Here is a 25,877-nt window from a genome sequence, read left to right as displayed (position 1 = left end):
CTGACGGTGCGCCGCATGCTCGTCAAATTGCTGCTGCTGGCCACCTTGTTTGCCATGCTCAGCATCGCCGCCCTGTACAGCTACGGGCGCTTCGCCGAACGCTCGCTGGGGGCGCCTGGCACGGCCCTGCCCGTGGCGATGGATGCCACCCTGCTCGACCGCGTGCTGGCGCCGCAACTGGCGCAACGGCCCGGCCACAGCGGCACGGCGTTGATCGACGACAATCTGGAAGCGTTCGCCCTGCGCGCCCTGAGCGCGCGCGAAGCGGGCCGCAGCCTCGACCTGCAATACTACATCTGGCATAACGACGTCACGGGACGGCTGCTCGTGCTCGAACTGCTGCGTGCGGCCGACCGCGGCGTGCGCGTGCGCGTGCTGCTCGACGATATCAACGCGCGTGGTCAGGACGCCGCCATCCTCGCGCTCGACAGCCACCCGCTGATCGACGTGCGCATGTTTAACCCGGGCCGCAACCGCGACGGCATCTGGTTGCGCGCCACGGAAATGGCCTTGCGCGCCGTCAGCCTGAACCGGCGCATGCACAACAAAGCCTGGATCGTCGACGGCAGGGTCGCCCTCGTCGGCGGGCGCAATATCGGCGATGAATATTTCGATGCCGCCGAACAAGTCAATTTCCAGGATGCCGACCTGCTGCTGGTTGGGCCCGCCGTGCAGCAGACGAGCGATATCTTCGACCGCTTCTGGAACAGCCGTGCCGTCATCCCCATCCGCGCCTTGCACGCCGGTAAAAATGCGGGCGCGCCGGAACTGCAGGCCGTGCGCGCCCGCCTCGACGCACTGACGGGCGAACTCGGCGCTTCACCCTACCTGCGGCAGCTGACGGATGCGGGCCAGTTGCAAGCCCACCTCGATGGCCGCGTGCGCCTGCACTGGAGCGGGCACGTGCAAGTATTGTCGGATCCGCCGGAAAAAGCCGCACCCGTGGCCAGTTTGCAGCGCAGCGAGCACTGGCTCATGCACAGCTTGCTGCCTCTGCTGACGGAAGCGCGCGAGGAAGCGCTGCTGACCTCGCCATACTTCGTGCCCGGCGCGGAACTGACACAGACCCTGGGCGAAAAAGTTGCCACCGGCGTCCAGGTCCAGGTACTGACCAACTCGCTGGCCGCCACCGACGTGGCCCTCGTGCATGCGGGCTATGCGCGCTACCGCCAGGCGCTGCTGGGCGGCGGCATCGAACTGTTTGAATTGAAGACCCAGCACCGCAAGCGCATCAGCCTGATGGGCTCGAGCCGCGCCAGCCTGCATACCAAGGCCATGGTGGTGGACGGCCAGCGGGGCTTCGTCGGCTCCTTCAACCTCGATCCCCGCTCGGCCCAGCTGAATACGGAAATGGGCGTGCTGTTCGACGACGCCGCGCTGGCGGCCGACATGCGCGCGCTGTTCCAGCACTCGACGGCGAGCGACACCAGCTACCGTTTGCTCCTCGACAACGGCGCCCTGCGCTGGTCCGACGCCACCGAAGTGCCCGCCAAGGTGTGGACGCACGATCCGGAAGCGGGCTTCTGGCGCCGCATGCTGGTGTCCGTGATGCGCTGGCTGCCGATCGAATCGCAGCTGTAGGCGCGCACGGCGTGTGAAAACTTTAACCCTGACAAGATTGCCATCTAAAAATATTTGTTGTTTTCGAGACATGTCAGATGGCGTTTTGTCAAACGCTGCTATAATCGCCTCAACGGGACACCACCGCTGTCCCTGAAGTACCTTTCTCGCCCCTTCCGCGATTGAATCCAACGTTGGCCAAAAGCTCGCCGACAGACTGCAACACTACCCTGTCACTTTTGGAGCTTTATCATGCGTAACACATCTACTTTGCTGGCGCTGGCCGCCGCTTCCCTGTGCGTCACTGCCGCCCAGGCCGCCACGACCAACCTGGTCAAGAATGGCGATTTCGAACTGACCAGCAACGGCACCTCGAAACAACTGAACGAAGGCACGTATGCCCGCGCGGACCGCACCTACCTGAGCGACTGGTCCAGCAAGGGCTATAACTTCGTCTTGAACGGCAACAACATCGACGACACCAACGCCGCGACGGCGCTGGCCTTGTGGGGCCCGAATTCCTACAGCGGCCGCGGCCCGCAAAACGGCCTGGGCGCCAGCCCCACGGGCGGCAATGTGCTGGCGGCGGACTGGGATTACTTTCCCGGCCCCGTCACGCAGCAAGTAAGCGGCCTCGTCCCCGGCCAAGCCTACACCCTGAGCTTTTCGTATGGCGCTGGCCAGCAGGTGGGTTTCCGCGGCGATAATCCCGTCAATTACTGGGACGTTGCGCTGGGCAGCAGCAAGCAGCAGACGGCATCGCTGGCCAACGTCAGCCAGGGCTTCACAGGCTGGCACCAGGCCAGCATGACCTTCACGGCCACGGACAGCAGCGAATTGCTGTCGTTCATGGCCAAGGGCAGCCCGACGGGTGCACCACCGTTCATGCTGCTCGACGGCGTGTCGCTGGTGTCAGCCGTGCCGGAACCGTCGACCTGGGGCATGCTGATCGGTGGCCTGGGCTTGCTTGGCTTTATGGCGCGCCGCCGCAAGACGGCCATTGCGGCCTGAGACACCAACAATTGGGCATTGCTTGATGGAATAAAATGAGCCTGCTGCACACCTTGCAAACCCACCTGCCCGGCATCGCCATCGACGTGCTGCGCCTGGGCCTGTGGCTGGTGCTGCTGGCCGTGATCTTCGTGCCGCTCGAACGCTTCTTTGGCGAGCGCCACCTTGGACGTTCCCGCACGGAACTGTTCAGCGACCTGGGCTTTTATTTCATCAGCAGCCTGCTGCCGGCCGTCTTGCTGGCCGCGCCGCTGGCCATCATTGCCGTCGCTGGCCAGCGCTGGCTGCCGGACGCCATTCCCGCCACCTTGTCTACCCTGCCCCTGTGGGGCAAGCTCCTGCTGGGCTTGCTGATCGGCGAAGTCGGCACTTACTGGGGACATAGACTCAGCCATGAATTACCATGGCTGTGGCGCTACCACGCCGTGCACCACAGCACGGAACAGCTGTATTTCCTCGCCAATACGCGCACCCATCCCGTCGACATGCTCGTCACGCGCCTGTTCGGTCTGACACCCCTGTATCTGCTGGGCCTGGCCGGTCCCGGCGCGGCAGGCAGCACCGCCCCCGTGCTGTTGCTGCTGATCGGCACCGTCTGGGGCTTCTTCATCCACGCCAACCTGCGCTGGCGCTTCGGCCCGCTGGAATGGCTGGTGGCCACGCCTGCCTTCCACCACTGGCACCACAGCAAGTTCGAGCACATCAACCGCAACTACGCCTCCACTTTACCCGTGCTGGACCGGCTGTTCGGCACATATCACTTACCGCGCGCCTGGCCCGCCGCCTGCGGCATCGAGACGCCCATGCCGAAGACGCTGGCAGGACAACTGGCTGCGCCATTCAGGCGTCCTGGCAAGCCAGAATCCCCGGCCGTAGAATGAAAAAAACCCCGCGCGGCCGGTACCGCACGGGGTTTTCTTCTCGTGCTGCGCGGCACCACCACGCAACACGCTTCACAGCAACACGCTTACTTTTTCTCGGCTTCAGCCTTCTTCGCGTCGGCAGCAGCCAGTTTGGCTTCCTTCTTCGCAGCCGCTTCCGCAGCCTTGGCTTCTTTCTTGGCGGCCGTTGCCGCTTTCTTCGCGGCAGCAGCTTCCTTCTTCGTTTCGGCAGCCGTTTTCACTGGGGCGGCATCGGCCGCGGCAGCAGCAGGAGCCGGCGCTGCGGCAGGCACCACCTTGGCGGCGGCGGCTTCTTTCTTCGCGGCAGCAGCAGCGGCCTTGGCTTCTTTCTTCGCGGCGGCAGCTTCTTTCTTCGTTTCAGCGGCTGACTTGGCTGGCGCCGCAGCGGTGTCGGTCGCAGCAACTGGCTTCGGTGCGGCTTCTTTCGCTGCAACTTCCTTCACAGCAGCTTCCTTTTTTGCCGGGGCAGCTTTCGCCGCCGGGGCGGGTGCTGCCGGCGCGCCGGACTTGGCCTGGCCATTCACTTGCAAGCCCGCTTCCGACAGTTTCACGGAACTTTTCGGACCGATGCCTTTTACGCGGCTTTCAAAATCAGCCCAATCCTTGAAGGCGCCGCCCTTGGCGCGTTCATCGACGATGGCTTTCGACGTGACGGGGCCGATGCCCTTGACGCTGTCGAGTGCAGCCTGGTCCGCCTTGTTGACATCGACTTGGGCAAAGGCAAAGCCCATCGTCGCGATCAGGGTGGCGATGGCCAGCAGTATTTTTTTGAACATGGATATCTCTCCGTAAGGTGGTTTCAAGATGACTCGAACGCAAAGGAGGAACGGCGCCTTAACGGCTTAACGGCTGGGGCGTGATACGGTTGACAAGACGGGACAGCGGAACGGTGGGAAAACCTGCGCCAGATCAAACGCTCTGACGCAGGTGAGGCCGCATAGTTACTGCGGGAACAGCTCTTCGCGGGTGACGGTGGCCGTGCCCAGCTTGCCGACGACGATGCCGCCGGCGCGATTGGCCGTGCGCACGGCGTCGCCCAGGGCCATGCCGGCGCCCAGCATGGCCGCCATGGTGGCGATCACCGTATCGCCGGCGCCCGAGACGTCGAACACTTCGCGCGCATCGGTCGGCATGTGCAACACCTCATCGGCCGTGTACAGGCTCATGCCTTCTTCCGATCGGGTCAGCAGCAAGGCGTCCAGACCCAGTTGCGCGCGCATCTGCTGGGCGCGTTCCGTGAGTTGCTCTTCCGTATTCCAGTTGCCGATCACGCGGCGCAGTTCGGACTTGTTCGGAGTGAGCACTGACGCACCCGCATAGCGGCTGAAATCATCGCCTTTCGGGTCGACCATGACGATCTTGCCGGCCGCCCGGGCCGCCTTGATCATCTCGGCCACGTTCACCAGGCTGCCCTTGGCGTAGTCGGACAGGACCACCACGTCATAATCGGGCAGGAGGGCATTGAACTGCGCCAGCTTGTCGCGCAGCACCGTATCGCTGGGCGCATCCTCGAAATCGATGCGCAGCATCTGCTGCTGGCGGCCAATCACGCGCAGCTTGATGATGGTGGAAATGGCCGCATCGCGCTGCAGATAGCTGTGGATGCCGCCGCCTTCGAGCAGGCGCTCAACCTGGCTGCCCGCCTCGTCATCGCCCACCACGCCCAGCAAGCTCGTCTTCGCTCCCAGCGCGGCCGCATTGCGCGCCACGTTGGCGGCGCCACCGAGACGCTCTTCGCGCTTTTCGATGCGCACGATGGGCACAGGCGCTTCCGGCGAAATACGGCTGACGTCGCCGAACCAGTATCGGTCCAGCATCACATCGCCCACCACCAGCAGGCGTACCTGGGCCAATGCGGCCGGCGCCGTCAAGGCGAGCACCTCATGGGCGCTCATGCGCGCGTCAGGATCGAGCGACCGATCCCGTGGTATTCGATGCCATTCTCGGCCATGACGGCCGGCTCGAACAGGTTGCGTCCGTCAAAGATCACGGCCTGCTTCAGGCGCGCCTTGACCTGCTCGAAGTCGGGGCTGCGGAAGGCTTTCCATTCGGTCACGATGACCAGCGCATCGGCGTCCTGCAGCGCATCCTTCGGGCTGTCGGCAAAGCGCACCTTCGCCAATTGCTCCGGCGTCAAGTCCAGTTGCAGCACGCGGCGCGCCTCGGCCATGGCGACGGGGTCGTACACGGCCACGGTGGCGCCGCGCCCCAGCAAGTCAGCCAGCAGCACGCGGGCCGACGCTTCGCGCATGTCGTCCGTATTCGGCTTGAAGGCCAGGCCCCACACGGCAAAGTGCCGCCCCGTCAGATCTTCGCCGAAGCGAGTGACCACTTTGCGGCCCAGCACCTGCTTCTGCTGGTCATTGACGGCTTCGACGGCACGCAGGATCAGCAATTCCTGGCCATGACCGCGCGCCGTGCGCTCGAGCGCCTGCACGTCTTTCGGGAAGCAGGAACCGCCATAACCGCAGCCGGCGTACAGGAAGCTGTGGCCGATGCGCGGGTCGGAACCGATGCCGTGTCGCACGGCTTCGATATCGACGCCCACCTTGTCGGCCAGGTTCGCCAGTTCATTCATGAACGAGATGCGCGTGGCCAGCATGGCGTTGGCCGCATACTTCGTAAATTCGGCCGAGCGCACGTCCATCCAGTAAGTGCGTTCGTGGTTGCGGTTGAACGGCGCGTACAGGCTTTTCAGCAGTTCGCGCGCGCGCTCGCCGTCCGGCGTGGCATCGACGCCGATGACGATGCGGTCCGGGCGCATGAAGTCTTCGACGGCCGCGCCTTCCTTGAGGAATTCCGGGTTCGACGCCACCGAGAAGGTGGCGGCCACGCCGCGCGCGTCCAGTTCGCCCTGGATGGCGGCGCGCACTTTCTCGGCCGTGCCGACTGGCACCGTCGACTTGTCGACGATGACCTTGAAGTCCGTCATGTACTTGCCGATGCCGCGCGCGGCAGCCAGCACGTATTGCAGGTCGGCCGAGCCGTCTTCATCGGGCGGCGTGCCGACGGCGATGAATTGCATCACGCCGTGCGCGGCGGCCGCTTCGACGTCGGTGGAAAAGGTCATGCGCCCGGCGGCGCGGTTGCGCGCCACGACTTCTTCCAGGCCAGGTTCATGGATGGGGATGCCGCCGCTGTTGAGCAAGGCGACCTTCTGTGCGTCCAGGTCGAGGCAAAAGACGTCGTTGCCCAGCTCCGCCAGGCAGGCGCCGGTCACGAGGCCAACATAGCCAGTGCCGATAATAGTGATTTTCATGGATGTACCGTATGGATAAAAAGCAGGTCTTACATAGAAGTACACGCCACATTGCTCAGGGCAAGGTGACGTGTACGAATCAGTTCATGACATTGAGTTCTTCTGTGCGGCGTGGTGGGTAAGTCTCCCACTTGTTGCAGCCAGGGCAGTGCCAGTAGAACTGGCGCGCCTTGAAGCCGCAGTGGCTGCACTGGTAGCGGGCCAGCTTCTGCGTGTAGCCGTGCACGAGGTTTTTCACCATCGACAGCTCCGACCAGATGGCGGCCGGCGCATCCATCATGCGCGCTTCCAGCAGTTTATCCAGGCCCAGCAGGGTCGGCGTGCGGCGCAGCTCGGCGCTGACCAGCTGCTTCGCCGCTTCCACGCCGTCGAGTTCGATGACAGCCTTGAAGACGACTTCGATCAGGTCGATCGACGACGCTTCTTCCAGGTAGGAGCGCAACAGGTTGACGCCTTCCTGTGGACGTCCCAGCTTGGTATAACCATCCATCAGGCGCTGCGCCACCAGGGCCACGTGCGGCACGCTTTGCTGCTCCACGCGGCGCCAGGTGGTCAGCGCGCCTTCCACGTCGCCGCGCGCCAGCAGCACGTCGCCCGTCAGGATGGTGGCGCGCACGCTCTTGCGGTCCGTCTGCAAGGCTTTTTCCAGCAGCGGCATGGCTTCGTCCGGCTTCATGTGCACCAGCGCGTCATGTGCCAGTTCGCAATAGAACTGGGCGATTTCCTTCTGGCGCGCGCCGGCGCCCGATTCCTGCAAGCCCACGGCCGCTTCGATGGCGCGTGGCCATTCCTTTTCCCGCTGGTAGATTTCCAGCAGCGCGCGGCGCGCCTGGGCCGCATATTGCGTATCGATCAGGCTGTTGAAGGTTTCTTCGGCGCGGTCCAGCAAGCCTGCCTTCAGGTAATCCATGCCCAGCTCATAGGCGGCGTGGCCCTGCTGTTCCAACGGCAGATCCGGGCGCGCCAGCAAGTTCTGGTGCACGCGGATGGCGCGCTCCGTCTCGCCGCGGCGGCGGAACAGGTTACCCAGCGCAAAGTGCATATCGGCCGATTCCGGGTCCAGCTTGACGACTTCGATGAAGGCATCGATGGCCTTGTCATGCTGTTCATTGAGCAGGAAATTCAAGCCCTTGAAGTAATTGCGCGGCAGGCTGCGCGATTCGGACACCAGTTGATGAATGTCCACACGCGCGGCAATCCAGCCCAGCGCGAAAAACACGGGGATACCCAAGAGCCACCAGAGTTCAAATTCCATGCGATTGTTTTTATTCGAGTAAGAGAGATAGGAGCGATGGCGCCGCTTACTGCGCGCTCACGCTGTCCGGTTGCGGTTGGACATTGCTGGCCACGCCAACAGTCTGCAGCGCGGCAATGGTGGTTTTTTGCTTGCTCGCTTCGCGGCGGTGACGGAACACGGTCGGCGTCAGGGCCAGTACGCCCAGGCTGGCGCCAGCGACAAAAAAGCCCAGCAGCATCAGGACCAGGGGGCCGCGAATTTCATAATTGAGGAAAACATGCAGGTCGACAACCTGCGCATTCTTCAGCGCAAAACTGAAGAACAGGACGAAAAGAACACAGCCAACGATGGTGGAGATGATTTTCATCGATAGGTCCAGAAAGAGCAAAAAAATACCAGTGCGACATGGCAAATGCCAAATGGCACAAACGTAGAGTGCTGATCAAACCGTAGCGAGCGGCAGTGATTTGTGGCCGAGAAGCGCAACCGTACTGAAGTACGGTGAGCATCGCCGGCCGCAAAGCGCGCCGCGCAGTAGGTTTGAGCAGTGCTCTACAGCATATTAACAAAAAAAAGCGGCATCCAAGGACGCCGCTTTCTATGTCGCCTTCCAGCAGACGATTAATCCTCGATTATCGGTTGCCCGACCATCGCATCCACCCGCTCGCGCAACTGTTTGCCCGGTTTGAAGTGAGGTACCCGTTTTTCGGGAACCATCACCTTGTCGCCGGATTTCGGGTTGCGACCGATGCGCGGGGGCCTGCTGTTCAGGGCAAAACTGCCAAAACCGCGGATCTCGATACGCTGACCGGTCGCCAGGGCATTGGTCATCGCATCGAGAATGGTCTTGACGGCATACTCCGCATCTTTCGCCACCAGCTGAGAATAACGCTCAGCGAGGCGGTTGATCAGCTCGGACTTTGTCATCTGCCGTATCCGCAGTCTTAGTTCTTGTTATCGAACTTAGCTTTCAACAAGGCGCCCAGGCTGGTGGTGCCCGAAGCTGCGTTGTTGTCGGTAGCTGCCATCTTCTGCATTGCTTCCTGGGTTTCAACGTTGTCTTTCGCTTTGATCGACAGTTGGATACCACGGGCTTTGCGGTCGATGTTCAACACCATAGCTTCGACGGTGTCGCCGACTTTCAGGTGCGTACCAGCATCTTCAACGCGGTCGCGCGAGATTTCGGAAGCGCGCAGGTAGCCTTCAACTTCTTCGGACAGTTGGATTACGGCGCCTTTAGGCTCAACCGATTTAACGGTACCGGTTACCAGCGAGCCCTTGTCGTTCATGGCTGCGAAGTTGTTGAATGGATCACCTTCCAGTTGCTTGACGCCCAGGGAAACGCGCTCGCGCTCAACGTCGATGGCCAGAACGATGGCTTCCAGTTCGTCACCTTTCTTGAAGCGACGCACAGCTTCTTCGCCGGTTTCGGTCCAGGACAGGTCGGACAGGTGCACCAGACCGTCGATGTTGCCGGCCAGGCCGATGAACACGCCGAAGTCGGTGATCGATTTGATCGCGCCGCGGACTTTATCGCCCTTCTTGTGGGTCACGCCAAAGTCATCCCAAGGGTTGGCTTTGCACTGTTTCATACCCAGCGAGATACGACGACGCTCTTCGTCGATTTCCAGAACCATCACTTCTACTTCGTCGCCCAGTTGGACAACTTTGTTAGGAGCAACGTTTTTGTTCGTCCAGTCCATTTCGGAAACGTGTACCAGACCTTCGATACCCTGTTCCACTTCAACGAACGCGCCGTAGTCGGTCAGGTTCGTTACTTTACCGAACAGACGGGTGCTTTGTGGGTAACGACGGGACAGACCGGTCCAAGGATCGTCGCCCAGTTGTTTCACACCCAGCGAAACACGGTTTTTCTCTTGATCGTATTTCAGGACTTTGGCGGTGATTTCCTGGCCAACCGTCAACACTTCCGACGGGTGACGTACACGGCGCCATGCCAGGTCGGTGATGTGCAGCAGGCCATCGATACCGCCCAGATCCACGAACGCGCCGTAGTCGGTGATATTTTTGACGACGCCGGTCACGACCGTGCCTTCTTTCAGCGTTTCCATCAGTTTCTGACGCTCTTCGCCCATCGAAGCTTCGATGACGGCGCGGCGGGACAGAACCACGTTGTTACGCTTGCGGTCCAGTTTGATGACCTTGAATTCGAGGGTTTTGCCTTCGAATGGGGTGGTGTCTTTGACAGGACGGGTATCAACCAGCGAGCCCGGCAGGAATGCGCGGATGCCGTTGGTCAATACGGTCAGACCGCCTTTGACTTTACCATTGACGGTACCGACGACGATTTCGCCCGATTCCATCGCTTTTTCCAGAGCCAGCCACGAAGCCAGACGCTTGGCTTTGTCGCGCGACAGGATGGTATCGCCGAAACCGTTTTCCAGCGATTCGATCGCCACGGAAACGAAGTCACCAACTTTGACTTCCAGTTCGCCGTGGTCGTTCTTGAATTCTTCGACAGGGATGAATGCTTCGGATTTGAGGCCAGCGTTCACGATCACGAAATTGTGGTCGAGGCGCACGACTTCAGCGGAAATAACTTCGCCGGAGCGCATATCTTGACGCGACAACGATTCCTCGAAGAGCGCAGCAAAACTTTCCATACCGGTAGATTCGTTAGTTGTAACAGTAGACATAGGGTTCACACAGGTTATCCAGCAGAGATCGCACGATGCGACTTAAACTGGGTTAGGTTTTTGACACACCCGGACAGGCCAGGAGCCGTCAACGGGCACCACATAGCACAGGCTATTTTGCTGCAGCGGCATGCCATTTCAACACGGTTTCGACGGCTTCATCAGCCGTCATTGCCGAGGTATCCAGGACATGCGCCCCTTCCGCGGGGACCAGCGGCGCAATCGCACGGTGAGTATCACGTTCGTCCCGCGCCTGCAAATCCATCAGAAGGTCTTCCATATTAGCAGAAAAACCCTTGTCTATCAATTGCTTGTAGCGCCGTTGCGCGCGCGCCTCGACGCTGGCCGTCAGGAACACCTTCAATTGGGCGTGCGGAAAGATCACCGTGCCCATGTCGCGCCCGTCGGCCACCAGGCCTGGCGTCTTGCGAAAACCCAGCTGCAAACCCACGAGGGCATGGCGAACAGTTGGCAATACGGCAATCTTCGACGCCGTATTACCCACCTCTTCAGCACGAATCTGCTCGGTGACATTTTCATGCGCCAGCAGGATCTCGCCACCGGCGAAGTGGCAAGGCAAGTGTTCGGCCAGCTTGGCCAGCGCGTGCTCGTCGCGCAAATCCGTGCCACGGCGCAGCGCCGTCAGGGCCGTCAGGCGGTACAGCGCGCCCGAGTCCAGGTAATGAAAGCCCAGCTTGTCGGCTACGCGGTGCGCCACCGTGCCCTTGCCGGAAGCGGTGGGGCCATCGATGGCGATGACTGGGATGTTGGAGGTCGGCATAGTATTAGGCAATCAATTAAATCAGGGTATCTTTGGCAATCCCCGCGAATGCGGCGAAATACTCGGGGAAGGTCTTGGCCACGCATTTCGGGTCGTTGATGCGCATCTCGTTGCCGCGCCGCGCGGCGCCGTCCAGCGAAGCGAGCGAAAAGCACATGGCCATGCGGTGGTCGTCGTACGTGTCGATGGTGGCGGCAAGAATCTGCGCAGGCGGCGTCACGCGCAGGTAGTCCGCCCCCTCTTCCACTTCCGCACCGAGTTTGCGCAATTCCGTTGCCATGGCTGCCAGGCGGTCCGTTTCCTTCACCCTCCAACTGGCGATATTGCGCAAGGTCGAGGTGCCATCCGCGTACAGGGCGGCCACGGCGATCGTCATGGCCGCGTCGGGGATGTGGTTGAAATCCATGTCGACGGCTTTCAGGACGCCATTCGAGCGGGCTTCGATCCAGTTCTCGCCCATGGTGATGGTCGCGCCCATCTGCTGCAAGGCTTCGACGAAGCGCACGTCGCCCTGGATACTGTCGCGTCCAACGCCTTCCACGCGCACGGGACCGCCGCCGATGGCGCCGGCCGCCAGGAAATACGAGGCCGACGAAGCGTCGCCTTCCACGTGGATCGTACCCGGACTTTGATATTGCTGGCCCGGCTGCACCGTGAACGACTGCCAGCCGTCATGTTCGACCGTCACGCCGAAGCGGCGCATCAGGTTCAGGGTGATCTCGATGTACGGCTTCGAAATCAGCTCGCCCGTCACGTCGATGGTGACCGCATGGTCGCGCGCCATCAGCGGCGCCACCATCAAGAGGGCCGTCAAGAACTGGCTCGACACGTTGCCGCGCACGGCGATGCGCTGCGCGTGGATATGGCCGCGGCGGATGCGCAGCGGCGGGAAGCCCTGCTCGCCCGTGTACTCGATCTGCGTGCCGACGGCGTTCAGCGCGTCGACCAGGTCGCCGATCGGGCGCTCGTGCATGCGCGACACGCCATGCAGCGTGTAGTCGCCGCCGATGACGGCCAGCGCCGCCGTCAGCGGGCGAATGGCCGTGCCGGCATTGCCCATGAACAGATCCGCCTCGTGGTGCGGGAACACCCCGCCGCAGCCTTCCACGTGATGCACCTGGTGGGCAGTGGCCGGGTCGCCCGTCAATTCATCCTGCGTCCATTTCACGCCCAGCGACGTCAATGCCGTCAGCATGACGAAGGTGTCGTCGGAGGCGAGCAGGTCGACGATCTTCGTCGTGCCCTTGGCCAGCGCGGCCAGCAGCAGCACGCGATTGGAAATGCTTTTCGAGCCGGGCAAGCGCACCGTGCCTTCGGCATGCATCACCGGCTTCAAATCGATATGGTGGGGGTAGTGCTTGGTCTGGGTCATGCTGGAATCCTTGAGTATTTATCGTGAGGGCAAGGCTGGCACTTCCGCCGTTTCAATCGCCTCGATCCATTGCTGCCGCGCGTGCTGGGCGTTCGCATACACGCCTTCGATGGCGGCGCCGTCATTCGCGGCCAGATGGGCGCGCAAGGTCGTCAACTGCGCCAGGTAGGCGTCCAGTTCGTGCAGCAGCGCCGGCTGGTTGGCCAGGCTGATGTCGCGCCACATTTCCGGCGATGAGCCGGCGATGCGCGTAAAGTCGCGAAAGCCGCTGGCCGCGTACTGGAACAGCAGGCCCGCGTGCGGTTTGTTGGCAATGTCGTCGACCAGCGCAAAGGCCAGCAAATGCGGCAGATGGCTGACGGCGGCAAACACCTTGTCATGTTCTTCGGGGCTCAAAGTGTGCAGGATGGCGCCGCAGGCGCGCCAGGCGGCCGCCACGCGCTCGACGTCAGCCGCAGCGTTTTCCGCCAGCGGCGTGAGCACCACTTTCTTGCCTCGATACAGATCGATGATGGCGGCGTCGGGACCGTTCGTCTCGCGCCCCGCGATCGGATGACCGGGCACGAATTGCGCCACCTTGCCACCGAGCGCCGCGCGCGCGGCCGCCACCACGTCGCTCTTCGTGCTGCCCGCATCGGTGACGATGGTAGCGGGCTGCAGGTGCGGCGCGATGGATGCCAGGATGGCGCCCGTTTGCGCCACGGGCGCAGCCAGCAGCACCAGGTCGGCGCCAGCGATAGCCTGCGCCATGTCGCCGCCGATCTCGTCGATGATGCCCAATTCGAGCGCGCGCACCATCGACGCCGGCGAGCGGCCCATGCCGACTACCGTGCCGACCGCGCCCGCGTGTTTCAAGGCGCGCGCGAACGAGCCGCCGATCAGGCCTACGCCAAAAATGACGACCTTCTTCAGTGCAGGCGTCGTCATAAGGTCAGGCCAGCGCTTTCGTCAGCGCGGCGATGAAAATGGCGTTTTCCTGCGGCAGGCCGATGGAAATGCGCAGCCATTGCGGCAAGCCATAGCTGCCCACGGGACGCACGATCACGCCCTGCTTGAGCAGCGCCAGGTTGACGCGTGCGCCCGCTTCATCATCGTCGCCCACCTTGACCAGCACGAAATTGCCGTGCGACGGCACATATTCCAGGCCCAGTTGCGTAAATGCCTCGGTGAACTGCTGGTAGCCGGCCGCGTTGTTGCGCGCGCTTTGCTCGAGGAATGCCTTGTCGTTCAGGGCGGCAATCGCGGCCGCTTGCGCCAGCGAGTTGACGTTGAATGGCTGGCGGATGCGGTTCATCAGGTCCGTCAACACCGGCTGGGCGATGGCGAAGCCGATGCGCAGGCCGGCCAGGCCATACGCCTTCGACAGCGTGCGCGAGACCACCAGGTTCGGATACTGGCGCACCCACGCCGTCGACTCATACTGGTCGTCGGCCGACAGGAATTCGTTGTAGGCCTCGTCCAGCACGACGACGACATGCGCCGGTACTTTCTTGAGGAAGGCTTCCAGCTGCGCCGCCGTCAGGAAGGTGCCGGTCGGGTTGTTCGGGTTGGCGATGAAAATCAAACGCGTGTCGTCGGCAATCGCCGCCGCCATGGCGTCCAGATCATGACCATAGGCTTGCGCCGGCACGACGAGGTGGCGCGCGCCCAGTCCTTGCGTGGCCAGCGCGTACACGGCGAACGAATACTGCGAGTACACGACGGATTCGCCATGCTGCACAAACGCGTGCGCGGCGATTTCCAGGATGTCGTTGCTGCCATTGCCCAGGGTGATCCAGTCGGCCGGCACGTCATAGCGTTTCGACAGCACTGCCTTCAAGTCGAAGCCGTTGGCGTCCGGGTAGCGGCCCAGGTCATCGATGGCGGCGATCATCGCCTGCTTGGCCGATTCCGGCATGCCGTACGGATTTTCATTCGACGCCAGCTTGACGATGGCTGCCTCGTCGAGGCCGAATTCCCGCGCGACTTCCGCGATCGGTTTGCCGCTCTGGTAAGGGGCGATGGCGCGGACGTATTCTGGACCGATATTTTTAGACATGGTGTTCTTTAAAAGTTGGTGAATGATTAGGCTGGTGGTTTTTGTTGGGTTACGCTGCGCTAACCCAAGCTACGGCTTATTGTAGGTCGGATTAGGCGGCAGCCGTAATCCGACACCACCGTCGGCGTCACAAACTGACCGGATACGACCCCAGCACCTTGAAAAACGCCGCGTTGCTCTGCAGCTCGGCCAGCGCCTGGGCGACGGCAGCGTCGTGCACGTGGCCTTCCACGTCGACATAGAAATAATACTCCCAGCTGCCCATGCGCGCCGGGCGCGACTCGAAGCGCGTCATCGACACGCCGTGCTTGGCCAGGGGCGCCAGCAACTGGTACACGGCGCCCGCCTTGTTCGGCACGGCCAGCACCAGCGACGTCTGGTCCTTGCCCGACGGCGCCGTCTGCAAGGTGCCCACGACGGCAAAGCGCGTGCGGTTGTGCGGGTCGTCCTGGATATGGCCCTTGACCACGCCCAGCTTGTACTGCGCGCCTGCCAGTTCGCTGGCAATCGCGGCCACCGTGCCATCTTCGCCTGCCATGCGGGCAGCTTCGGCGTTCGATGCGACGGCATGGCGCGCGATGTGCGGGTAGTTCTGGTTCAGCCACACCTGGCACTGCGCCAGCGCCTGCGAATGGGCGCAGATGGCGGTGACGCCATCCATGTTGCCGCTCTTCGTCATCAGGCTGTGGTGCACGGCGATCGCCACCTCGCCACTGATGATGAGGCTAGTCTGGAGCATCATGTCGAGGGTGCGGTTGACGGCGCCTTCCGAGGAATTCTCGATCGGCACCACGCCGAAGTCCGCCGTTCCCGCCTCGGCGGAACGGAACACTTCATCGATGGAGGCGCACGGCAAGCCTTCGACGGCGCTGCCGAACTGCTGATACACGGCCTGTTCGCTGAAGGTGCCGGCCGGGCCAAGGTAGGCCACGGTGACACGCTTTTCCAGCGAGCGGCAGGACGACATGATTTCGCGGAAGATGGTCTGCACTTCGCGGTCGCCCATGGGACCTGGATTGCGTTCGGCCACGCCGCGCAGCACCTGCGCTTCGCGCTCGGGGCGGAACACGGGCGCCTGGGTTTCCGCTTTCACGTGGCCCACTTGCTGGGCGATTTGCGCGCGGCGGTTCAGCAGTTCGAGGATTTGCGCGTCGATCGCATCGATCTGTTCGCGCAGCGGTTTCAATTTATCGGTCATGGTTGGTTTGTTTCGTCAGCTGTACTTCAATCATGGCCGCGCGGCCTGCGCCGGCGGCGGGCCGGCGCGCTTATTCATGAGAATGCCGGACAAAATGATCAGGGCTAGGCGCGTTGCCGCTGGCAGTACGAATGTACGACAAGGCAATGCAACAACGCCCTGGACTTTTTGGCAGGCATTCTAGCGTCCGGCAAACTCGTTCAGATAATTCACCAAGGCTTGCACGCCCTCGATCGGCATCGCGTTATAGATCGATGCACGCATGCCGCCGACGGACTTGTGGCCCTTCAATTGCAGCAGGCCGCGCTGCTTGGCGCCGGCCAGGAATGCGTCGTTCAAGCTTTCATCGCGCAGATAGAACGGGATGGTCATGCGCGAGCGGTATGCGGGGTCGACCCGGTTCTGGTAAAAGTCGTCCGCATCGAGCGCCGCGTACAGCAGCGCCGCTTTCTCAATATTACGCTGTTCCATGGCTGCCACGCCACCCTGGCGTTTGAGCCACTGGAAAACCAGGCCGGCGATATAGATGCCGTAGGTGGGCGGCGTGTTGTACATCGACTCATGTTCGGCCACGATGGTCCAGTCGAAGGCCGATGGGCAGATCGGCAGCGCCTTGCCCAGCAAGTCTTCGCGCACGATGACCAGGGTCAGGCCGGCCGGGCCGATATTTTTCTGCGCGCCGCCGAAGATGACGCCATATTGCGACACGTCGATCACGCGCGACAGAATGTGCGACGACATGTCGGCCACGATGGTGGTCCCCGCCGGCACGTCCGGCGCCTGCTGGAATTCGACGCCGTCGATGGTTTCATTGGTGCAGATGTGCAGGTAGGCGGCGCCTGGCGTCAGCTTCCACTCGGAGACCGGCGGCACGCCCGTGAAACGGGCAGCCTTCGACGACGCGGCCACGTTGACGTTGGCGTACTTGGCCGCTTCCTGGATCGACTTGCCGGACCACGAGCCTGTGTGCACGAAGTCCACGGTGGCCGGCTGCTGCGCGGCCAGGCCCACCAGGTTCATCGGAATGATGGCGTTCTCGCCCAAACCACCGCCCTGCAGGAACAGGATCTTGTAGTTGTCGGGCACGGCCAGCAGTTCGCGCAGGTCGGCTACCGCCTGCTTGTAGATGGAAATGAATTCGGGACCACGGTGGCTCATTTCCATCACCGACATGCCACTGCCATGCCAGTCCTGCATTTCAAAGGCCGCTTGCGCCAGCACTTCCTTGGGCAGGACGGCAGGGCCGGCTGAAAAATTGTAGATATGGGTCACGATACGGTCCTTGGCAAAATGGGAATCTTATTGGGGCGACTGCGTGGCCGCCCGCATGACCTGGTCAAGCACCGCATTCACGCGCGGGATCAGCACGCGCTGGCTGATGGCCATCGATTCGGCTGACAGTTGCGGCATGGTGGCCAGCATCTTGCGGCCCAGCGGCGTCTTGTAGAAGGCCGTCAGCTGCTCGACTTCGGGCACCGTGTAAAAGCGCGCGTACAGGGGCACCATTTCGGCCGCCAGCTCGTCGATCAGGGTCGGGTCGGCCAGCACCTGCGTCAGGGTGCCGATGGCCAGGGGAATTTCTTCCTCGGCGCTGGCCAGCGCGCGCGCCTTGCGCTGCTCGTCCAGGTTCGGGTTACCGCTGATTTGCTGCTGCGCCGACTGGCGGATCATGGCGGGCACCGATTGCAGCATCTGGTCGAAGATGTTGCGCGTCAGTTGCGGAAATTGCATCGCATCGAGCATGCGCCGCACGGCCACTTTCATGGCGGGGCTGGGCGCCGCCTGGCGCGCGGGCGTGGCTTGCGCACTCTGGGCCAGGGCCGGCAGGGTCGCAAGAAAAGCCAGCGAAAACGCGGCGAAGAAGGTGGCGACGATTTTTCTCATGGCATGCAGGACTCTATAAAAGCGGGGAACTATCTGGGGTATGCAGGCTGGCGCCGCAACTGGCGCGCCAATAGCAATTGGGGCTCCCGAAAGAGCCCCAATCATCTTACTCCGGCTGGGCCGGATCTGCCGGATCGGCCGGTTCAGCCGCTGCCGGCGCGGCTGCGGCATCCGTGCCCGCCTCCGTCGTCAGCTCGACTTCGTCGATATCCGTTTCCACCACGCGCTGCAGGCCGGACAGCTTGGTGCCGTCTTCCACGGCGATCAGGGTCACGCCCTGCGTCGCGCGGCCCATCTCGCGGATTTCCGACACGCGGGTGCGGATCAATACGCCACCGGTGGTGATCAACATGATTTCATCGCTGGTATCGACCAGGGTCGCGGCAACCACTCTACCGTTGCGCTCGCTGGTCTGGATGGCGATCATGCCTTTCGTGCCACGGCCATGGCGCGTGTACTCGGTGATCGGTGTACGCTTGCCGTAACCGTTTTCGGTTGCCGTCAGCACCGACTGCTGCTCGTTCTCGGCCACCAGCAGGGCGATCACGTGCTGGCCTTCTTCCAGGTTCATGCCGCGCACGCCGCGCGCCGTGCGGCCCATCGGACGCACGTCGTTTTCGTCGAAGCGCACCGCCTTGCCCGAATCGGAGAACAGCATCACATCGTGCTGGCCGTCGGTCAGCGCCGCGCCGATCAGGAAGTCGCCGTCGTCCAGGTCGACCGCGATGATGCCGGCCTTGCGTGGATTGCTGAAGTCCTTCAGCGGCGTCTTCTTGACGGTACCGAGGCTGGTCGACATGAACACGTAATGGTCTTCCGGGAACGTGCGGTTCTCGCCCGACAGCGGCAGGATCACGGTGATCTTTTCGTTGTCCTGCAGCGGGAACATGTTGACGATCGGCTTGCCGCGCGAATTGCGCGAGCCTTGCGGCACTTCCCACACCTTCAGCCAGTACATGCGGCCACGATCCGAGAAGCACAGGATGTAGTCGTGCGTGTTGGCGATGAACAGCTGGTCGATCCAGTCTTCCTCTTTCGTCGCCATCGCCTGCTTGCCACGGCCACCGCGTTTTTGCGCGCGGTATTCGGTGATCGGCTGCGCCTTCATGTAGCCGGTGTGCGACAGGGTCACGACCATGTCCTGCGGCGTGATCAGATCTTCCGTTTCCAGGTCGGTCGCGTTCAACTCGATCTGCGAGCGGCGCACGTCCTTGTTGCCAGCGCCGTATTCGTTCTTCGCCGCCGTCATTTCATCGGTGATGATGATGGTGACGCGTTCCGGCTTGGCCAGGATGTCGAGCAAGTCGGCGATATGTTCCATCACGTCCTTGTACTCGTTGACGATCTTGTCCTGCTCCAGACCGGTCAGGCGCTGCAGGCGCATCTGCAGAATTTCCTGTGCCTGGTCGTCCGACAGCTTGTACAGGCCATCCATTTGCATGCCATAGTGCTTCGGCAGGTTTTCCGGACGGTAGGCATCGATGCCGCCTGGCGTCGTGCCGTCACCCGTGCGGGCCAGCATTTCGCGCACGACGGACGAATCCCATGCCTTGGCCATCAGCTCGACCTTGGCGATCGGCGGCGTCGGCGCAGCCTTGATGATGGCGATGAAGTCATCGATGTTGGCCAGCGCGACAGCCAGGCCTTCGAGCACGTGGCCCCGTTCGCGCGCCTTGCGCAGTTCGAACACGGTGCGGCGCGTCACCACTTCGCGGCGGTGCGACAGGAAGCATTGCAGCATCTGCTTGAGGTTCAGCAGCTTCGGCTGGCCATCAACCAGGGCCACCATGTTCATGCCGAAGGTGTCTTGCAACTGGGTCTGCTTGTACAGGTTGTTCAGCACCACTTCCGGCACTTCGCCCCGTTTCAGCTCGATCACCACGCGCATGCCCGATTTATCGGATTCGTCGCGGATGTCGGAAATGCCGTCGAGCTTCTTGTCGCGCACGTTTTCAGCGATGCGTTCCAGCAAGGATTTCTTGTTGACCTGGAATGGCAGCTCGTCGACGATGATGGCGATGCGGCCGCCATCCTTGCCGTATTCTTCGAAGTGGGTCTTGGCGCGCATGACGACGCGGCCACGGCCCGTGCGGTAGCCGTCGCGCACGCCGGATACGCCGTAGATGATACCGGCCGTCGGGAAATCGGGCGCAGGAATGATCTCGATCAATTCATCGATCGTGCATTCCGGGTTGCGCAGCACGTGCAGCGCGCCGTCGATGACTTCGGTGATGTTGTGTGGCGGAATGTTCGTCGCCATGCCGACGGCGATACCGGACGAGCCATTGATCAGCAGGTTCGGGATACGCGTCGGCAAGACCGTCGGTTCCTTTTCCTTGCCATCATAGTTGGGCTGGAAGTCGACGGTGTCCTTGTCGATATCGGCCAGCAGCTCGCCGGCAATCTTGTCCAGGCGACACTCGGTGTAACGCATCGCCGCGGCGCCATCGCCGTCGACAGAACCGAAGTTGCCCTGGCCATCGACGAGCATGTAGCGCAGCGAGAAATCTTGCGCCATGCGCACCAGTGTGTCGTAGATCGAGGCATCGCCGTGGGGATGGTATTTACCCATGGTTTCGCCGACCACGCGGGCGCACTTGACGTAAGGGCGGTTCCACACGTTATTCATTTCATGCATCGCGAACAAGACGCGGCGGTGCACTGGCTTCAAGCCATCGCGCGCATCGGGCAAGGCGCGACCGACGATCACGCTCATGGCGTAATCGAGGTAGCTCTTGCGCATCTCTTCTTCGAGGGAAATAGGAATTGTTTCTTTTGCGAATTGATCCATTGGCGGTTCGACTGATCTCAGGCTGTGGTTAACTTATCTGTTACGCAATGTATGACGCAATACTGCATATCCTGGGTGGCTGTCGTCGTGGACGCCGCACCGCGCGCTGCTGGCGCGGCCCGGCTTCCATGTCGCAGAGTGCCAGAACAAATCGGCGGGCTGGCGGCGCGGCCAGTACGGGTACCGCAGTGGTACGTGCTGGCCATGCAGTGCCGCCGTGGGCATTTGCCCGACACTCTTAACAGTCAAGCGCACGATTTTAGCATGCGCGCCCTGCTACCTGTACAAATTGGCCATACCAACAAGATTGGCAGTTTGCACCGGAGCCGTGCAAGTTGACCTGTCGATAATGCACAATGGCAATATCAGTTCAAGACACCTGCCCTTAAAAGAGGCAAAAAAAGCGATCAATTGTTACAGACGCGTTACAAATGGGCATTTTCGTTGCGCAAAAACAACGCACGGTCTAAAATCGGGCAAGCTTTGATTTAACCACGGTCGTGCGCCCCTGATGCGTGTGGCAAAATGACTGGGAAGTTAATTGCTAGTTTCGCAATCTGAAACGAGCGCATATGGTCTACATGATAAAATCTTGGCACGTAGCACCAGTAGCGCAGTGTTGTTCTGCGGATATCACCCCCCGAAAGGAAAAAAGAATGAATAAATTTGTAACGCTGTTTTTCGCTGCATCCGCAGTGATTGCTGGCTCGGCTTCGGCCCAAACCCCAACCTCCCCACCATTCGCGCCAGTTACCACTGACATCAAAGCACCAAGCCCAAAAAGCGCTTACGTGCAAGATGCCCGCGGCGTAATCGTGCGTGACCCATTCGGCCTGTGCTGGCGTACCGGCTACTGGACACCTGCTGACGCAGTGCCAGGTTGCGACGTGCCACTGTGCGTAGAGCCAGAAACCCTGCAAGACGGCAAATGCGTGGCTCCTCCAGCACCAGTCGTACCAGCACCGGCACCAGTCGTTGTCGTACCAGTACCAGTTGTTGTTGCTCCTACCTCGGAAAAAGTCAGCTTCGCTGCTGATGCATTCTTCGATTTCGACAAAGCTACGCTGAAGCCAGAAGGCAAAGCCAAGCTGGACGAGCTGTCCGCACAACTGGGCGGCATCAACCTGGAAGTCATCATCGCTGTGGGTCACACCGACTCCGTCGGCACCGATGCTTACAACCAAAAACTGTCGGTACGTCGTGCTGATGCTGTCAAAGCCTACCTGGTCACCAAAGGCGTTGAAAGCAACCGCGTGTACACCGAAGGCAAAGGCGAGAAACAACCTGTTGCTGATAACAAAACTGCCGAAGGCCGTGCGAAAAACCGTCGCGTGGAAATCGAAGTTGTTGGTACCCGCAACAAGTAATAGCTGAACTCCTGGACTTGCCGCAAGTCATCGCGCAAGTCAAGAACAGCATGAAAAACCCCGCCACGGCGGGGTTTTTTTTCGTCCGTGGCTGCCCAATTGTAAAATTGCCGCTATTATTCGACCTATGAACGCCGACCCTCTCGAAATCCAAAAATTCAGTGAGCTGGCCCACCGCTGGTGGGACCCCACTTCCGAGTTTCGTCCCCTGCACGAAATTAACCCCCTGCGCCTGGAATGGATCAACGCGAAAGTGCCGCTGGCCGGCAAGCGCGTGATCGACATCGGCTGCGGCGGCGGCATCCTGGCCGAATCGATGGCCCGCAGGGGTGCCGACGTAACGGGCATCGACCTGTCCGAGAAGGCGCTAAAAGTTGCCGACCTGCACAGCCTGGAATCGGGTGCCAAGGTACGCTACAAGCTGATCGCCGCCGAAACCATGGCCGAGGAAGAGCCGGGCCAGTACGACGTCGTGACCTGCATGGAAATGCTCGAGCACGTGCCGGACCCTGCCGCCATCGTCAAGGCTTGCGCCACCCTGGTGAAACCGGGCGGCCACGTGTTCCTGTCGACCCTGAACCGCAACCCGAAAGCGTATCTGTTCGCCATCCTGGGCGCCGAATACCTGCTGCGCCTGCTGCCGAAAGGCACGCACGACTATGACAAATTCATCACCCCGGCCGAACTGTCGCAATACCTGCGCAGCGCCGGCCTGGACGTCAACAGCATGCGCGGCATGGGCTACAATCCGCTGACCAAGATTTACTCACTTAATAGCGATACCAGCGTCAATTATCTGGTGGCCTGCACCCGGCCGCTGTAACCATCACGCACATTACAAGGCGGCTGCGGCCGCCATTTTTCATTCCTACTTGACACACTTTGCCCGCCATGATCACTGACCCTCTGCCAGCCCCGCGCGCCATCCTGTTCGACCTCGACGGCACCCTGGCCGACACCGCGCCCGACCTGGCGGCGGCCATCAACCTGCTGCGCGCACGCGCCGGCCTGGCACCGACCCCGTATGACATCCTGCGCCCCACGGCCTCGGCCGGCGCGCGCGGCATGATAGGCGCGTCATATGGCATCGGCCCAGGCGAAAGCGGCTACGAAGCCCTGAAAGACGGTTTCCTGAACAATTACGAAGCGGCCCTGGCCGTGGAAAGCCGTTTATTCGACGGCATCCCCGCCATGCTGGAAGGCCTGCAAGCCCTGGGCCTGGCCTGGGGCGTGGTCACCAACAAGGCCGCCCGCTTCACCGACCCGCTGGTCGGCCAGATCGGCCTGGGCGCCGCCGGCTGCGTGATCTCGGGCGACACCATGGCGCACCCGAAGCCGCACCCCGCCCCGCTGCTGGAAGCGGCGCGCCGCCTGGACCTGGCGCCGGAAGACTGCTGGTACGTGGGCGACGACCTGCGCGACATCCAGGCCGGCCGCGCCGCCGGCATGCGCACGGTCGCCTGCGCCTGGGGCTACTGCGGCCCCATCGAACCGCAGCACTGGAACGCCGACCATTTGCTGGAGACGCCGCAAGCGTTGCTTGAACTGGTCAGCGCCGTGGTGAAGGCAGCGCAGGAGCGGCAGCTGGCGGCTTGAGGCACATCCCTTTTCGCAGCAGAAAGCTGGCGTCTGACCCGACGGGTCAGACGCCTTACGTCAATGGCGCGAATGCAGCATGCAAGAGTGGGCAGATTGCGCTACAATGAAGGTTCTGTGGGGACGACCTGGTTTCGACGTGGGTTGCAAAGCAGCGCAGGGCATACCGAGGGCGGGCTACCTCGTAAATACAACCTGAAAAAACTTAACTGCAAACGATAACTCGTACGCACTGGCAGCTTAATCGCTGTTAGCTCTAGAACACCTCGTCCCTGGGGTGGGCCGTCAAAAGCTCTAGAGTCATTTACAGGGACTCGTCGTATGCTGGGTTACTTAGCGTCCGACTAAATAATAGGTAACTCGCTTGCCCATAACGTGCACATCCGTGCTGGCTGAGTTAAATTAAATGATAGTGCTAAGTATGTAGAACTGTCTGTAGAGTGCTTGCGGACGCGGGTTCGATTCCCGCCGTCTCCACCACTGAATTCTTTAGAATCAAGTAGTTAGAAAAAAGAAGGCTGTCATTATTTGGGTTGTTTTTGGGCTGTTTTAGCCTAGGAATGACAACAAAATGACAGCCTTTTTTCTATGCGCGCCCCTCAAGCCATGAACCGGAGATCTGCTCTCTACGCGCACTCAGCATCATCAGTACGGGAACAGATCGACTTACCTCCAAAGAAGCACTTTTGTCGTGCCACGCAAAGTGGGACGCCCAATGCCATCAATAGGTTTTTTGCCAATTCAGTAAAATTCGTTACAATGACATACTGAAGCAAATGCATTATTAGCAACCAACGAACATGACACTGATGTAGGTCATGTGTTTGCACAAATGCCCTGCAACTATTTTTTAGTTGCGGTACACTGAACTCTAATCCACAATCCCGTGACTAAAAAAGAAAAACTACTCCAAAAACTATGCAAAAATCCGGCACCGACCGACTTTGCTTGGTCGGACCTAGTGACCCTACTCCGCCAGTGGGGCTTTAGCGAGCACTGCGATGGAGGGTCGCATTATACTTTTGAGCACTCTTCAGGATTTCGCTTCGGGGTATCAAAAACACATCCTTCCGGGGTTTTGAAGCGATACCAAATCGATGCCGCAAAAGCGGCAATTGAAACAGTTAAAGGGGAAGAATGATTTCATTATGAGCAAAAAATTAAATAATCTGATCCATAAAAATTATTCCGGCAGTAGCGAAATTAGTTACGAAGATAATTGCTTACATGGAAAAATATTATTTATTGACGATTTAATTACCTATGAAGGTGAAAATCCAATACAACTAAGAGAATCATTCATCAATGCAGTAGATCGATATTTAGAGTATTGCAAAAAAACTGGCAAAGGAGCCAACAAACCTTACAGTGGAACTTTTAATGTAAGAATTGGTTCGGAGTTACATCGTGATGCATGCAAAGTAGCTTCAGAAAATAACCAGTCTTTAAATGAGTTTGTTCGTGAATCCATTGTTGCAACCCTTACTAAACGGAATATGGTTTTAGAGGTTAAAGAGAACCACCATCACTATCACCAAGAGCAAAATACGTATAACGAGGATACAACCGCGCTATGGCCACAAAAAAAACAATCAGTAAAAAGTCTCCCTCACTAGAGACATCTACACAGAATGAATCTCAAGTAGGTGAATTCTTACTTGTTGATTACCGCATAGTTAAAATTATTGCTGAGCAACACATAAGTCCCGAATTAGCGAAAAAGGGGATGTTTGTAATTAATGAAAAAACAGGCGAAATTTCAATTCCAGACGAAGGCGAGCCTACCAACGGAAAATTACGTTACTTCATAGAGCTCAATGGGTACAAATCCGATGAAGAATCCGATGAGAACAAGGAAAAATCTTTTCATATAGAACTAGAAATAGAAGGAAACTTCAAAATTATCGACTGCAAAATAAGTAAAGGCGATGACATGAAAAATTTGCTTCCTCCAATCTATCAGCAAATACGTGTCATAGCCATGGAAAAGGTTCGCAACCTTGCTCACGATTTGGGCTATAGAGGTGTCAGGCCAATTCTGGGTCTTAAGCGCTTAATATTGAGTGAAATTTCTGAGGCCTAATTTTTTATATCTAAGTATTATCCCATGCCATTACACCGCACAAACGCCTAACACGCCATCGCTGTCGCGAATTCTTATTCCATCCGCAGGATCAAAGCTTGAATATCTCGCGCCAACGCATCAGTCAATAGCCCGCTGGAG

General features: G+C 60.3%; 24 protein-coding genes and 1 other RNA gene. 10 read left to right on the top strand and 15 right to left on the bottom strand.

The genetic code is table 11. The annotated features are described in order from the left end of the window. Window positions 1–15 precede the first annotated feature (15 nt). The 3 genes from AC3IQ7_RS08120 (at window position 16) to AC3IQ7_RS08110 (ending at window position 3,452) form a co-directional block, all read left to right on the top strand. Window positions 16–1,581 (top strand): phospholipase D family protein, encoded by a 1,566-nt coding sequence (locus AC3IQ7_RS08120; RefSeq protein WP_489208911.1) that lies wholly within the window; start codon window positions 16–18, stop codon window positions 1,579–1,581. Between the two features lie 231 nt (window positions 1,582–1,812). After that, window positions 1,813–2,571 (top strand): PEPxxWA-CTERM sorting domain-containing protein, encoded by a 759-nt coding sequence (locus AC3IQ7_RS08115; RefSeq protein ID WP_099378899.1) that lies wholly within the window; start codon window positions 1,813–1,815, stop codon window positions 2,569–2,571. Window positions 2,572–2,606: 35 nt separating this feature from the next. Continuing rightward, window positions 2,607–3,452: a sterol desaturase family protein gene (locus AC3IQ7_RS08110; protein ID WP_489208909.1), complete on the top strand. Its 846-nt coding sequence runs from the start codon at window positions 2,607–2,609 to the stop codon at window positions 3,450–3,452. A gap of 86 nt (window positions 3,453–3,538) precedes the next feature. Here AC3IQ7_RS08110 and AC3IQ7_RS08105 read toward each other — a convergent pair whose 3' ends face one another. The 15 genes from AC3IQ7_RS08105 to gyrA all read right to left on the bottom strand — a co-directional run bounded on the left by AC3IQ7_RS08105 (window position 3,539) and on the right by gyrA (window position 20,690). Beyond that, a complete protein-coding gene (locus AC3IQ7_RS08105) occupies window positions 3,539–4,249 on the bottom strand; it encodes a ComEA family DNA-binding protein (protein WP_489208907.1) in 711 nt (236 codons plus the stop codon). Between the two features lie 165 nt (window positions 4,250–4,414). After that, on the bottom strand, window positions 4,415–5,368 hold the full coding sequence (gene rfaE1, locus AC3IQ7_RS08100; RefSeq protein ID WP_489208905.1) for a D-glycero-beta-D-manno-heptose-7-phosphate kinase: 954 nt from the start codon (window positions 5,366–5,368) through the stop codon (window positions 4,415–4,417). Next, on the bottom strand, window positions 5,365–6,732 hold the full coding sequence (locus AC3IQ7_RS08095) for a UDP-glucose dehydrogenase family protein (RefSeq protein WP_489208903.1): 1,368 nt from the start codon (window positions 6,730–6,732) through the stop codon (window positions 5,365–5,367). Before AC3IQ7_RS08095 ends, rfaE1 begins: the two co-directional genes overlap by 4 nt. Window positions 6,733–6,811: 79 nt before the next feature. Continuing rightward, window positions 6,812–7,987, bottom strand: a complete 1,176-nt coding sequence (gene lapB / locus AC3IQ7_RS08090) for a lipopolysaccharide assembly protein LapB (RefSeq protein ID WP_099378894.1) — start codon at window positions 7,985–7,987, stop codon at window positions 6,812–6,814. A 46-nt stretch (window positions 7,988–8,033) separates the two neighbouring features. Beyond that, window positions 8,034–8,336, bottom strand: a complete 303-nt coding sequence (locus tag AC3IQ7_RS08085; RefSeq protein WP_077400759.1) for a LapA family protein — start codon at window positions 8,334–8,336, stop codon at window positions 8,034–8,036. A gap of 254 nt (window positions 8,337–8,590) precedes the next feature. Then, window positions 8,591–8,896: an integration host factor subunit beta gene (locus tag AC3IQ7_RS08080; RefSeq protein ID WP_008446215.1), complete on the bottom strand. Its 306-nt coding sequence runs from the start codon at window positions 8,894–8,896 to the stop codon at window positions 8,591–8,593. A 17-nt stretch (window positions 8,897–8,913) separates the two neighbouring features. Further along, entirely contained in the window at window positions 8,914–10,626 is a 1,713-nt protein-coding gene (gene rpsA, locus AC3IQ7_RS08075) for a 30S ribosomal protein S1 (RefSeq protein WP_071650172.1), read from the bottom strand. A 112-nt stretch (window positions 10,627–10,738) separates the two neighbouring features. Continuing rightward, complete coding sequence (cmk, locus tag AC3IQ7_RS08070) at window positions 10,739–11,407, bottom strand: (d)CMP kinase (protein WP_099378893.1); 669 nt, start codon at window positions 11,405–11,407, stop codon at window positions 10,739–10,741. A 16-nt stretch (window positions 11,408–11,423) separates the two neighbouring features. Further along, entirely contained in the window at window positions 11,424–12,779 is a 1,356-nt protein-coding gene (aroA, locus tag AC3IQ7_RS08065) for a 3-phosphoshikimate 1-carboxyvinyltransferase (protein ID WP_489208898.1), read from the bottom strand. Window positions 12,780–12,797: 18 nt separating this feature from the next. Then, entirely contained in the window at window positions 12,798–13,706 is a 909-nt protein-coding gene (locus AC3IQ7_RS08060; protein WP_489208897.1) for a prephenate dehydrogenase, read from the bottom strand. Between the two features lie 4 nt (window positions 13,707–13,710). Further along, the gene (gene hisC / locus AC3IQ7_RS08055; protein WP_489208895.1) at window positions 13,711–14,817 is read right to left on the bottom strand and encodes a histidinol-phosphate transaminase; all 1,107 of its coding nucleotides are present in this window, start codon (window positions 14,815–14,817) and stop codon (window positions 13,711–13,713) included. 127 nt (window positions 14,818–14,944) lie between these two features. Beyond that, the gene (gene pheA / locus AC3IQ7_RS08050; protein ID WP_077400751.1) at window positions 14,945–16,015 is read right to left on the bottom strand and encodes a prephenate dehydratase; all 1,071 of its coding nucleotides are present in this window, start codon (window positions 16,013–16,015) and stop codon (window positions 14,945–14,947) included. Between the two features lie 180 nt (window positions 16,016–16,195). Then, window positions 16,196–17,287, bottom strand: a complete 1,092-nt coding sequence (gene serC, locus AC3IQ7_RS08045) for a 3-phosphoserine/phosphohydroxythreonine transaminase (protein ID WP_099378890.1) — start codon at window positions 17,285–17,287, stop codon at window positions 16,196–16,198. 27 nt (window positions 17,288–17,314) lie between these two features. Beyond that, window positions 17,315–17,899, bottom strand: a complete 585-nt coding sequence (locus AC3IQ7_RS08040; protein ID WP_158301261.1) for a DUF2059 domain-containing protein — start codon at window positions 17,897–17,899, stop codon at window positions 17,315–17,317. 106 nt (window positions 17,900–18,005) lie between these two features. Further along, window positions 18,006–20,690 carry a DNA gyrase subunit A gene (gene gyrA, locus AC3IQ7_RS08035; RefSeq protein WP_099378888.1) on the bottom strand — a complete coding sequence of 895 codons (2,685 nt, stop codon included), beginning with the start codon at window positions 20,688–20,690 and terminating at the stop codon, window positions 18,006–18,008. A gap of 656 nt (window positions 20,691–21,346) precedes the next feature. Between gyrA and ompA the strand changes: the two genes are divergently transcribed. From ompA to AC3IQ7_RS08000, 7 genes are all read left to right on the top strand, one after another. After that, window positions 21,347–22,057 carry an outer membrane protein OmpA gene (gene ompA, locus AC3IQ7_RS08030; RefSeq protein WP_034782001.1) on the top strand — a complete coding sequence of 237 codons (711 nt, stop codon included), beginning with the start codon at window positions 21,347–21,349 and terminating at the stop codon, window positions 22,055–22,057. A gap of 127 nt (window positions 22,058–22,184) precedes the next feature. Continuing rightward, the gene (ubiG, locus tag AC3IQ7_RS08025) at window positions 22,185–22,880 is read left to right on the top strand and encodes a bifunctional 2-polyprenyl-6-hydroxyphenol methylase/3-demethylubiquinol 3-O-methyltransferase UbiG (protein WP_489208891.1); all 696 of its coding nucleotides are present in this window, start codon (window positions 22,185–22,187) and stop codon (window positions 22,878–22,880) included. A 68-nt stretch (window positions 22,881–22,948) separates the two neighbouring features. Next, window positions 22,949–23,653 carry an HAD family hydrolase gene (locus AC3IQ7_RS08020; RefSeq protein WP_489208889.1) on the top strand — a complete coding sequence of 235 codons (705 nt, stop codon included), beginning with the start codon at window positions 22,949–22,951 and terminating at the stop codon, window positions 23,651–23,653. A 119-nt stretch (window positions 23,654–23,772) separates the two neighbouring features. Further along, window positions 23,773–24,133: a transfer-messenger RNA gene (gene ssrA / locus AC3IQ7_RS08015) on the top strand. Between the two features lie 406 nt (window positions 24,134–24,539). After that, on the top strand, window positions 24,540–24,794 hold the full coding sequence (locus AC3IQ7_RS08010) for a type II toxin-antitoxin system HicA family toxin (protein ID WP_489208887.1): 255 nt from the start codon (window positions 24,540–24,542) through the stop codon (window positions 24,792–24,794). A 7-nt stretch (window positions 24,795–24,801) separates the two neighbouring features. After that, the gene (locus AC3IQ7_RS08005) at window positions 24,802–25,269 is read left to right on the top strand and encodes a type II toxin-antitoxin system HicB family antitoxin (protein ID WP_489208885.1); all 468 of its coding nucleotides are present in this window, start codon (window positions 24,802–24,804) and stop codon (window positions 25,267–25,269) included. After that, complete coding sequence (locus tag AC3IQ7_RS08000) at window positions 25,227–25,736, top strand: hypothetical protein (protein ID WP_489208883.1); 510 nt, start codon at window positions 25,227–25,229, stop codon at window positions 25,734–25,736. The genes AC3IQ7_RS08005 and AC3IQ7_RS08000 overlap by 43 nt, the downstream gene beginning before the upstream one ends. The last annotated feature ends 141 nt before the right edge of the window (window positions 25,737–25,877 follow it).

Source organism: Janthinobacterium sp. GL_088, assembly GCF_057837845.1.
This window is presented reverse-complemented; position numbering and strand designations above follow the sequence as displayed.

Excerpts from the sequence above, each read along its gene's own strand:
- AC3IQ7_RS08120 (WP_489208911.1), top strand. The coding sequence starts at position 16 with ATGCTCGTCAAATTGCTGCTGCTGGCCACCTTGTTTGCCATGCTCAGC.
- AC3IQ7_RS08115 (WP_099378899.1), top strand. The coding sequence starts at position 1,813 with ATGCGTAACACATCTACTTTGCTGGCGCTGGCCGCCGCTTCCCTGTGC.
- AC3IQ7_RS08110 (WP_489208909.1), top strand. The coding sequence starts at position 2,607 with ATGAGCCTGCTGCACACCTTGCAAACCCACCTGCCCGGCATCGCCATC.
- AC3IQ7_RS08105 (WP_489208907.1), bottom strand. The coding sequence starts at position 4,249 with ATGTTCAAAAAAATACTGCTGGCCATCGCCACCCTGATCGCGACGATG.
- rfaE1 (WP_489208905.1), bottom strand. The coding sequence starts at position 5,368 with ATGAGCGCCCATGAGGTGCTCGCCTTGACGGCGCCGGCCGCATTGGCC.
- AC3IQ7_RS08095 (WP_489208903.1), bottom strand. The coding sequence starts at position 6,732 with ATGAAAATCACTATTATCGGCACTGGCTATGTTGGCCTCGTGACCGGC.
- lapB (WP_099378894.1), bottom strand. The coding sequence starts at position 7,987 with ATGGAATTTGAACTCTGGTGGCTCTTGGGTATCCCCGTGTTTTTCGCG.
- AC3IQ7_RS08085 (WP_077400759.1), bottom strand. The coding sequence starts at position 8,336 with ATGAAAATCATCTCCACCATCGTTGGCTGTGTTCTTTTCGTCCTGTTC.
- AC3IQ7_RS08080 (WP_008446215.1), bottom strand. The coding sequence starts at position 8,896 with ATGACAAAGTCCGAGCTGATCAACCGCCTCGCTGAGCGTTATTCTCAG.
- rpsA (WP_071650172.1), bottom strand. The coding sequence starts at position 10,626 with ATGTCTACTGTTACAACTAACGAATCTACCGGTATGGAAAGTTTTGCT.
- cmk (WP_099378893.1), bottom strand. The coding sequence starts at position 11,407 with ATGCCGACCTCCAACATCCCAGTCATCGCCATCGATGGCCCCACCGCT.
- aroA (WP_489208898.1), bottom strand. The coding sequence starts at position 12,779 with ATGACCCAGACCAAGCACTACCCCCACCATATCGATTTGAAGCCGGTG.
- AC3IQ7_RS08060 (WP_489208897.1), bottom strand. The coding sequence starts at position 13,706 with ATGACGACGCCTGCACTGAAGAAGGTCGTCATTTTTGGCGTAGGCCTG.
- hisC (WP_489208895.1), bottom strand. The coding sequence starts at position 14,817 with ATGTCTAAAAATATCGGTCCAGAATACGTCCGCGCCATCGCCCCTTAC.
- pheA (WP_077400751.1), bottom strand. The coding sequence starts at position 16,015 with ATGACCGATAAATTGAAACCGCTGCGCGAACAGATCGATGCGATCGAC.
- AC3IQ7_RS08040 (WP_158301261.1), bottom strand. The coding sequence starts at position 17,899 with ATGAGAAAAATCGTCGCCACCTTCTTCGCCGCGTTTTCGCTGGCTTTT.
- gyrA (WP_099378888.1), bottom strand. The coding sequence starts at position 20,690 with ATGGATCAATTCGCAAAAGAAACAATTCCTATTTCCCTCGAAGAAGAG.
- ompA (WP_034782001.1), top strand. The coding sequence starts at position 21,347 with ATGAATAAATTTGTAACGCTGTTTTTCGCTGCATCCGCAGTGATTGCT.
- ubiG (WP_489208891.1), top strand. The coding sequence starts at position 22,185 with ATGAACGCCGACCCTCTCGAAATCCAAAAATTCAGTGAGCTGGCCCAC.
- AC3IQ7_RS08020 (WP_489208889.1), top strand. The coding sequence starts at position 22,949 with ATGATCACTGACCCTCTGCCAGCCCCGCGCGCCATCCTGTTCGACCTC.
- AC3IQ7_RS08005 (WP_489208885.1), top strand. The coding sequence starts at position 24,802 with ATGAGCAAAAAATTAAATAATCTGATCCATAAAAATTATTCCGGCAGT.
- AC3IQ7_RS08000 (WP_489208883.1), top strand. The coding sequence starts at position 25,227 with ATGGCCACAAAAAAAACAATCAGTAAAAAGTCTCCCTCACTAGAGACA.